Annotated in this window: 6 protein-coding genes and 1 pseudogene; 4 read left to right on the forward strand and 3 right to left on the reverse strand. The window is 46.1% G+C overall.

Going from position 1 to position 8,495, the window contains the following annotated elements:
* Positions 1 to 134: 134 nt before the first annotated feature.
* Positions 135 to 803 carry an N-acetylmuramate alpha-1-phosphate uridylyltransferase MurU gene (murU, locus tag ACLQ6D_RS14815; RefSeq protein WP_411728091.1) on the reverse strand — a complete coding sequence of 223 codons (669 nt, stop codon included), beginning with the start codon at positions 801 to 803 and terminating at the stop codon, positions 135 to 137.
* Positions 800 to 1,807 (reverse strand): aminoglycoside phosphotransferase family protein, encoded by a 1,008-nt coding sequence (locus ACLQ6D_RS14820; RefSeq protein ID WP_411728086.1) that lies wholly within the window; start codon positions 1,805 to 1,807, stop codon positions 800 to 802. Before ACLQ6D_RS14820 ends, murU begins: the two co-directional genes overlap by 4 nt.
* Positions 1,808 to 1,961: 154 nt before the next feature.
* On the opposite strand from ACLQ6D_RS14820, the gene ACLQ6D_RS14825 reads away from it, so the two are divergent.
* From ACLQ6D_RS14825 to rnd, 4 genes are read left to right on the forward strand one after another with little or no spacing between them, the layout of a single operon-like run.
* A complete protein-coding gene (locus tag ACLQ6D_RS14825; protein ID WP_411728087.1) occupies positions 1,962 to 4,871 on the forward strand; it encodes an LPS-assembly protein LptD in 2,910 nt (969 codons plus the stop codon).
* Positions 4,871 to 6,178: a peptidylprolyl isomerase gene (locus tag ACLQ6D_RS14830; protein WP_411728088.1), complete on the forward strand. Its 1,308-nt coding sequence runs from the start codon at positions 4,871 to 4,873 to the stop codon at positions 6,176 to 6,178. The genes ACLQ6D_RS14825 and ACLQ6D_RS14830 overlap by 1 nt, the downstream gene beginning before the upstream one ends.
* A 39-nt stretch (positions 6,179 to 6,217) precedes the next feature.
* Positions 6,218 to 6,871, forward strand: a complete 654-nt coding sequence (locus tag ACLQ6D_RS14835) for a DbpA RNA binding domain-containing protein (RefSeq protein ID WP_411728089.1) — start codon at positions 6,218 to 6,220, stop codon at positions 6,869 to 6,871.
* A gap of 56 nt (positions 6,872 to 6,927) precedes the next feature.
* Positions 6,928 to 8,121: a ribonuclease D gene (rnd, locus tag ACLQ6D_RS14840; RefSeq protein WP_411728090.1), complete on the forward strand. Its 1,194-nt coding sequence runs from the start codon at positions 6,928 to 6,930 to the stop codon at positions 8,119 to 8,121.
* A gap of 119 nt (positions 8,122 to 8,240) precedes the next feature.
* Here rnd and ACLQ6D_RS14845 read toward each other — a convergent pair.
* Positions 8,241 to 8,495 (reverse strand): annotated as a pseudogene (locus tag ACLQ6D_RS14845) (IS5/IS1182 family transposase); the annotation flags it as partial.

Here is an 8,495-nt window from a genome sequence, read left to right on the forward strand (position 1 = left end):
TGCTTCCCTTTGACTATGCCATCTTTGGTGCCATCTGTTGAGCCACATTTGGGACAATTCATGGTGCATTTGCTCCATATTAAAAAAACACCAATCATACCATTATCTATACTTAGTTAACAATGCCGAATCTTCTAAGCCTTACGCAGATGCCTGTCTAGTTCCCGCAAGCGTTCAGGTGTGCCTATATCTATCCAGAATCCGGAATAGTGTTGCCCTGTCGCTTTTTTTGCCGCAATAGCCTCGCGTAGCAAAGGCGCTAATTTGCTTTTTCCTGGCGGCGTTTTGCTAAATAGATCGGGATGGTATAGGCCGATACCGCTAAAAGTAAATTGGTGGTTGTCGTTTTCCGTGACTTGACCAGCGCTGTCGAGGCCAAAATCGCCCCGAGCATGATGCGCAGGATTATCGACCAGCACTAAATGCGCCAAATCAACGCTAATGTTTTTAAGTCCTGCAAACGGAAAATCCGTTGCAATATCACCATTGACGACTAAAAACACATCCCTGCCTAGCAGGGGCAATGCGTTAATGATACCCCCGGCGGTTTCCAACGCTTGCTCACCTTCTGATGAATAGGCAATGAATGCACCCAGATCTTTGCCGTTGCCCAGTCTATCCTCTATCTGCTGGCCTAAGTGGGCATGGTTGATGACTATATCCGTGAATCCTGCCGATACCAGTTGATTTATGGTGTGTTCGATCAAGGGTTTGCCGGCGACAGGCAGCAACGGTTTTGGGGTATGGTCTGTTAAAGAACGCATCCGTTCACCGCGCCCTGCGGCCAGTATCATGGCTTTCATTGGGCTTCTGGGCATTGGGGCGTGTATTTCGGCAAGACGCGTTGATGTAAAAAATCATGAAAATCGCTTAGTTCGGGATAAGCCTGTGCTTGTGCCATGACATAATTCAACGTCCGGGGAATGTCTTTGAGGTAGCCAGATTTTCCATCCCTAAGATGTAGCCGGGAAAAAATGCCGATGGCTTTCAGGTGCCGTTGCATGCCCATCAAATCGAACCAGCGGGTAAATAAGGCCAGGTCACACGTTATCATGCCCGACTGTTTGAGTTTTTGGTAGTGTTGGGTCATCCACTGTTCAATTTGTTTTTGCGGCCATGCTATATAACAATCGCGTAATAATGACACCAGGTCGTATGTCACAGGGCCAATAACAGCATCCTGAAAATCGATTACTCCGGGTGTATTGTCATCTAACGCCATCAGGTTGCGTGAATGGTAATCCCGATGTACACAGGTGACAGGCTGTTCCAGGGCTGAACTGACCAGGATGTTGCAGACTGTATCCCAGAGTGAGGCAGGAATGTCCAAGTCCAAAGCCTGATTGATGAACCAGTCTTCAAAAATGCCAAGTTCCCGTTGCAGCAGTGCTTCGTCGTACAGGGGTAAGCCGCAACCGGTGATGGCGGTGTTGGTTTGTAGCTTTAGCAGGCCGTCTAAAGCGCCACCATATAATTGTGGTGCATTATCTGCATTTAATTTATCCAGAAAAGAGTGAGGGCCGAAGTCTTCTAATACCAGGAAACCATCAGGCCAGTTTTGATAGTAAATAGCCGGAACCTTGACCTCGGAAAGCCTGAGCAATTCGGCTACTTTTACAAACTGTGCGATATTTTCTTTGTCTGGCGGGGCATCCATAACAATCAGTTGTCGGTCTGGCAGGGCAATCCGAAAATAACGCCGGAAGCTGGCATCACTGGATGCAGGCTCACAGTTGATGACCGTCAATAACAGATCGTTCTCTAGCCAAGCTAGCAGGGTTATTTTTCGGAAGTCGTCAGGGATCATGAGGATGTGGGCAGATTAGTTATAAAGCTGAGGTAAATTGAGGTAGAATTCGCGCTGGCATTCTATTCGATTTTTGACCCGTTAAGCTACTAATCTTCCATTACTCATGCTAGCCCGATTGTATCTGGTTTGTTTTTTATCGTTATTTGCGTCAATGAGTTTCGCCAATGAAGCAAACTGGAACTGCCAACAAGACAAAAATACTAAAGAATGGGTTTGTGTTGGTTCGCCAGCAGATGTCGAACCGTCCAAGACGGCTACTGAATCACAGGGCAAGCCAGCTGCTGCCCAGCAAGGGAATTTATCTAAATCTGCTGAAGATGGAGCAACGCGCGTTACCCCACCGAATGGTGTTGAGCCCGGAACAGCGGAGACTTCGGAAAAAGATCGATCATTCAACGCCAAGCCCAGCCAGGACGAAAAGTCAACAGACACTGATTTAAATGAAAAGATTGTAGAAAAACCAAATGTACCGATTGCCAATCCCAATTCAGCCCGGCCATTAAATTCCCCCGTCGTTTCGGAAGCGCCGCCACCTGTCATACCGGCAACCCAGAAGCCGATGCCAGGGAGCAACAAACCCGCAACGGAAGTCGGTGTTAAGCAACGCGGCTGGAATTGCGATACCAAAGGTGAAGACGGTAACTGGAATTGTCAGTTGGTAGGGGCGGATCCCGAAGGTGAAGCCCGCGTTGTGGAGACTGAAAGGCAAAGGTTTAGCTTGCTCGATCCCGCTTTTGATAATAAGCAAGAACACATTTTCAATACTTTAAGGGATCGCTTTAAAACGAATCCTTGGGGTAATTGCACTATTCAGCTTGGCACCCAGAAATATTATGTCCCTGATAAAAGTCAGCGGGATACCGCAGATCTGGACATGAATTCCAATTCTGCCGAAATCTATGATAATGAAATCGGCAACTATCAAGGCAATGTCGAGATGAAACGTGCCGATCAGCGGGCTTCATCCAATTCGGCAAATTATGATTCGGTTTCAGAAACGCTGGATTTACATGGCAATGTTTTCTACAGCGAGGATGAACTGTCCTTGTACACCGACACCGCGACGTTCAAGCTGGCCAGCGATGAAGCACGTATGCGCGATACCCTGTTTATTTCCCCGACGACACCCATCAGGGGAAAGGCAAGTGCAGTTTATCGTGACAGCAAATCTTTGTCCCGCTACAAGGATGCCGCTTATACGTCATGCGAGCCGGGTAATCAGGATTGGATTGTACATGCCAGCAATTTAAAATTAAACAAAAAATCTGGGTATGCCTCGGCCAAAAATGCCTGGGTTGAGTTTAAGGGAGTCCCCGTTTTTTATTCACCTTACCTGTCTTTTCCTATGGATGACAGGAGGTTGACCGGTTTTCTTGCGCCCGTCTTTGGCAAGACCCAACAAGGCGGATTTAATTTCTCGGCTCCTTTTTACTGGAATATAGCCCCCAACTATGATGCGACAATCAGGCCGCGATATTTGACCAAAAGGGGCATCTTATTGGCGGGTGATTTCCGTTACCTGACCGAAAAATCAAATGGACTGGTCAGCGCTGAGTATATGCCGGATGACACCCTCGCAAACAAGCCCAGGTATTTGGCAACGATTAAGAATAATACCCGGTTTACTCCCAACATTAGTTCTAACCTTGATCTGAATTATGTCTCTGATAAAGAGTACTTTTCCGAACTTGGAAATGCCTTGAATTTCCCAAATTTCAGCCATATCAGGAGTTATGCCAATACCTCTTATGTCGATCAAGGCATATCCCTCGTAGGGCTGGTCGAAAGCTATCAAACCATTGACCCGAACTTAACGGGCAGGTTAAGGCCTTACCGGCGTTTACCGCAACTTAATTTGAATCTGGACCATGAGTTTGAGTCCGTACCCGCCAACACCGTGCTGGAAAGCGAGTACGTCTATTTCCAACATGACGACAGTTCTTTACCAGATGGATACCGGTTTAATATCAAGCCTTCGGTCAGCTTCCCTTTGCAGACAGCCAGTGCCTTTGTGACACCAAAACTGTCCCTGCAATATACCCAATACTTACTCAATAACCAACAGGTTCGGGTTGCTGATTCGATTGGCCGGACAGTGCCGATAGCTTCGATAGACAGCGGCCTGTTTTTCGAAAAAGATCTCAATATTGCCGGAAATTCGCTATTACATACCTTGGAACCCCGGCTTTTTTACTTATATATACCTAAAGTTAACCAAAGCGATATCCCTATATTTGATACCTCATTGTATGATTTTCAGTTCAACAGCCTATTCAGGGAAAATTCTTTCAGTGGTATCGATAGGGTGCAGGATGCCAACCAGATTGCTGCGGCCTTAACCTCGAGGTTGGTTGATTCAAAAACCGGTCTTGAAAGGTTAAGGCTTAACGTAGGTGAGATCTTTTATTTCCAAGACCGCGAGGTGACAGCCCCAGTAGTGCGTATCGGTAGAGATTTTCTGGAAAGTTCGGTAGAGACTAGCGCTTTTTCACCGTTGGTAGTGGAGTTAAGTAGCCAGATCAACGAACATTTTGCTGTGGAAACAGGTTTGCAGTGGGATCCTGAAATCAATGATATTGTCAGGGGCAAAGCCGTGCTTCATTTTGTTAACGATCCCGGAGAAATTTTCAATATAGGCTATCTCTACAGAAAAAGTACCTTGAATAAGGAGGCGCTTGAGGAAGCCAACGATCCAAGAGAAAACAATCCTAGTTTTACCAGAAGTAACGACATTATCCAGAGCGATATTTCCTTCCGCTGGCCCATTTATGATGACTGGTTTGCAGTAGGGGGCTGGCAATATTCATTATTATATAATCAGACCCAAGATGCGTTTTTTGGGTTTGAAAAAGAAAATTGTTGTTGGCGGTTTCGGGTTATTGGGCGGCAGTACGTCAATAATGTCGAGACTTCAGTCAATTCCCCTACGGGAGAGGATACGCCAGCCACCAGCCAAACCGGCATATTTTTTCAGGTCGAATTTAAAGGTTTGACAGGGATTGGAGAAAAGTTGGATGATTTCTTCGCAAAAAGTATTTATGGTTACCGGAAGTCCGAATAATGGTTTATTTCAACGTGTTAAAAAAACTAGTCATCTATGTGGTTTTACTGTACGGCTTGGGCTTGGTTAATCATAATGCCTACGCTGAGGTGCTGGATAAAATTATTGCTGTTGTCGAAGACGATGTGATTCTTGAAGGTGAATTGCAACGCGAAATTGCAGCCATTGTGCAAAGGATTCAAGCCAGCAACACAGCAATGCCGCCTGATTATGTGCTAAAAAAACAGGTGCTGGAGAAAATGATTATTGAAAGGCTCCAGCGCCAGTTAGCTGAAAGGGTTGGAATCAAGCTGAGTGAGGAAATGCTCAATAACTCAGCGACGGACATTGCCCAGAGAAATAACATGACGCTTGAACAGTTCAAGCAAGAACTGCAAAATCAAGGTATGTCCTATCAGGTTTTTTTGGATAATATGCGCAATGAAATCGTCATCAACCAGCTTCGGGGAAAAGAAATAGGCGATCGTATCAAGGTAACTGATAGGGAAATCGAGCATTTTATTGAGACCGAAGACAAAGCTGGCGAGGGGATTGGCCAATATCATCTGGGACATATCCTTATAGCTGTCAAAGAAGGGGCGTCTGCGGCAGTCATCCAAAAAGCCAAAAACAAGGCCGATGCACTGGTGAAGGAACTGCGTTCTGGTCAGGATTTCACAAAAACTGCAATAAGTGTTTCCGACGATAGCAACGCGCTAAAGGGTGGAGATTTAGGTTGGCGCAGCAAAAACGATGTGCCGACTTTGTTTGTTGATGTGGTCAGTAAGATGGCGGAAGGCGATGTATCCGACCCCTTACGCAGCCCAAGCGGCTTTCACGTCATTAAAATGCTGGAATTGAAAGGGGTCGGCAAGCACATGGTTATTAAGTCCAAGGTCAGGCATATCCTTATCAAGACCAATGAATTGGTCGATGATGCCGAAGCCCGGAAACGGCTACTAGCCTTAAAGCAACGAATGGCCGATGGCGATGATTTTGCCGTACTTGCACGCGCCCATTCCGATGACAAGGGTTCAGCCCTCAAAGGCGGTTTGCTCGATTGGGTTGGGCCTGAGGATCTGGTGAAACCGTTTCAGGAGGCGATGGATAATTTGGCAATCAATGAAGTCAGTGAGCCTGTTCAGACCCAATTTGGATGGCATTTAATTCAGGTTTTGGAACGGGAAAACAAAGACAACACCAGTGAATTCAAAAAAAACCAGATAAAGGATATTATCCGTAAACGGAAAATCGAGGAAGAGACCGAACTTTGGCTGCGCCGATTACGTGACGAATCATCTGTGGAAATTTATCAAGATCGTCTCTGATTTGCTTCACATCTGATCGCCTTGTATAACAGAATCCGAATGAATAAAAACGACACGGCATTTGTACATGACACGCATAACGACAGGAAAAAACGTATGAAGGATCAGGTGCAGAAGATTTTTGTCTCCCGAAAACTGGACGATCAGCGACGGATGATTAAAGCTATCGCGGCGGAATTGAAAATCACTGTCCTGGATTGTGCGGCAGCTTTAATGTATCTTTGTGATGATAACCTAGATGAGGTCAGCCCAGGCAAAGCTAACTCAAGTAAAACCAGCCAACCACAAAGCGAAAAGCGAAATGGTGTTGAAAACCCCTTATCTAACCATTTGCCCCAGGGCATTAGGCTAGTGCGTTATCGTCTTGACCTTGGATTCCAGCACAATGTGACTTCGGCGGAGATTAAAAAAGTACTGGTTGCAGAATCCGGCGTTGACGTAAAAATTATAGCCAATGTGCGTATCCAGGATTGTTATACCCTGGTAAATTTGCCCGATGAAATGCCACAGGAAATATTTCATCATTTGAAAACGGTTGAAATCAACGGACAGAAATTAGATATCCGCCGCGTTAACCCAAGGAATAAAAAGCGCAACAATCGCAAACATTGGCAGGTTCGTTCGGCTGCACTACCCGTTAAAGAAGCGGCCAACGTGATTGGAAATATGCCACCAGGCAATAATATTGATTAACCATTTAAAATGGATGTTAGTGAAATTAAGCGCATTTTTGCTTGATAAAGGAGCCAATGACAAAAATCCAATACATTAACACTGTTGATCAACTGGCAGCGCTGTGTGAACAAATAAAAAAAACGTCTTGGCTGGCGCTGGATACCGAGTTTTTAAGGGAAAAAACGTACTATCCCAAGTTCTGCCTATTACAAATAGCAACACCAGAATGGGTGGCTTGCGTAGATCCTTTAGCTTTGCCTGAATTGGACAATCTTTTTGCCGCCCTATACAGCCCGTCCATCGTCAAAGTATTTCATTCCTGCCACCAGGATTTAGAAATTTTTTACCAATTGACCGGAAAAGTGCCTGGGCCGATATTTGATACCCAAGTTGCAGCGCCGTTACTTGGTTATCAGGACAATCCGGGTTATGCCATGCTGGTTTCCAGCTTATTGAATATCAACCTTAACAAAGCCCATACCCGTGCCGATTGGAGCAAACGGCCATTAATCGAGGCCGAAATCCAGTATGCGGCGGATGATGTCATTTATTTGTGCCAAATCTATCAGATTATGCTGCAAAAACTGGCGGCGCTAGGCCGTGCGGACTGGTTAAAGCATGATTTCGTAGAGTTAGAAAACCCCAATAATTACCAAGTATTGCCACAGAAGGCATGGCTCAAAATCAGGGGCAAAAACAAGCTGACAGCCAAGCAATTGTCTATTGTCCAGGCCTTGGCTGAGTGGCGGGAAGTAACCGCCCAGGCTGAAAACCGCCCCAAAACCTGGTTACTACGCGATGAACTGATATTCGAAATGGCCAAGCTGCAACCGGAAACGGTGACCGATTTAGCCAACATCCGCAGCATTAACGAACGGATTGTTCACCGTTACGGTCGAAAGTTGTGTGAATTAATTGCTGTCGCAAAAAACAAGGAGTCGCAACCGCTCAAGGAAAAAGACCGGGTCATCAAGAAAAACCAACAACACGAGGCTATCCTGGATATATTGACGGCTTTGGTGCGCATACGCGCCGAAGAAAACTCACTGAATCCGACGATATTGGCGACACGAAAAGATCTTGAAGCGCTACTCTTCAATGAAGAGGAAGATTGCCCATTGCTGCATGGCTGGCGTCATTCGATGGCAGGAAAAGAACTGGTTGGCTTGCTGAAAGGCGATCTGCTGTTTGGAATTCAATCAGACAGGCTAAGCGTTATTGAAAAGCAACAGCTAAGTTTTGATAGTGAGTTGTTCAGGCATCAATAGCTGATCTTTAAAAACTCACCATCCAATTGATTCATATAAGTATTTATCAAATACCTCCCTGCCAATCGACCGGAAACGATAAAATAGCCCCCTGTTTCCCGGTCGAAAGGACTAAGAGCTTATCCATAAACAATATTCCCCTGACCTTTCCGTTTTATTTTCCGTAAAACGATGGCCGAAGCGGCCAGCATAAGCCAGCCGAGATGGCTCCGACCCATTTTTTCATGGCGCACCAAGAGTTTCCTGGACCGGTCAAACCAGGAGTGGCAAACCCCAACCACCCAGCGCCTTGCCTTAAAACCAGGGTCCTTGTCCATTCCTGCAAGCTCTTCGCCGCGCGGCCTGGCGTGCGGGGCATCGCCCCTTTCCTCGGC

It is taken from the genome of Methyloglobulus sp. (assembly GCF_046714055.1).
Taxonomy (GTDB): Bacteria; Pseudomonadota; Gammaproteobacteria; order Methylococcales; family Methylomonadaceae; genus Methyloglobulus.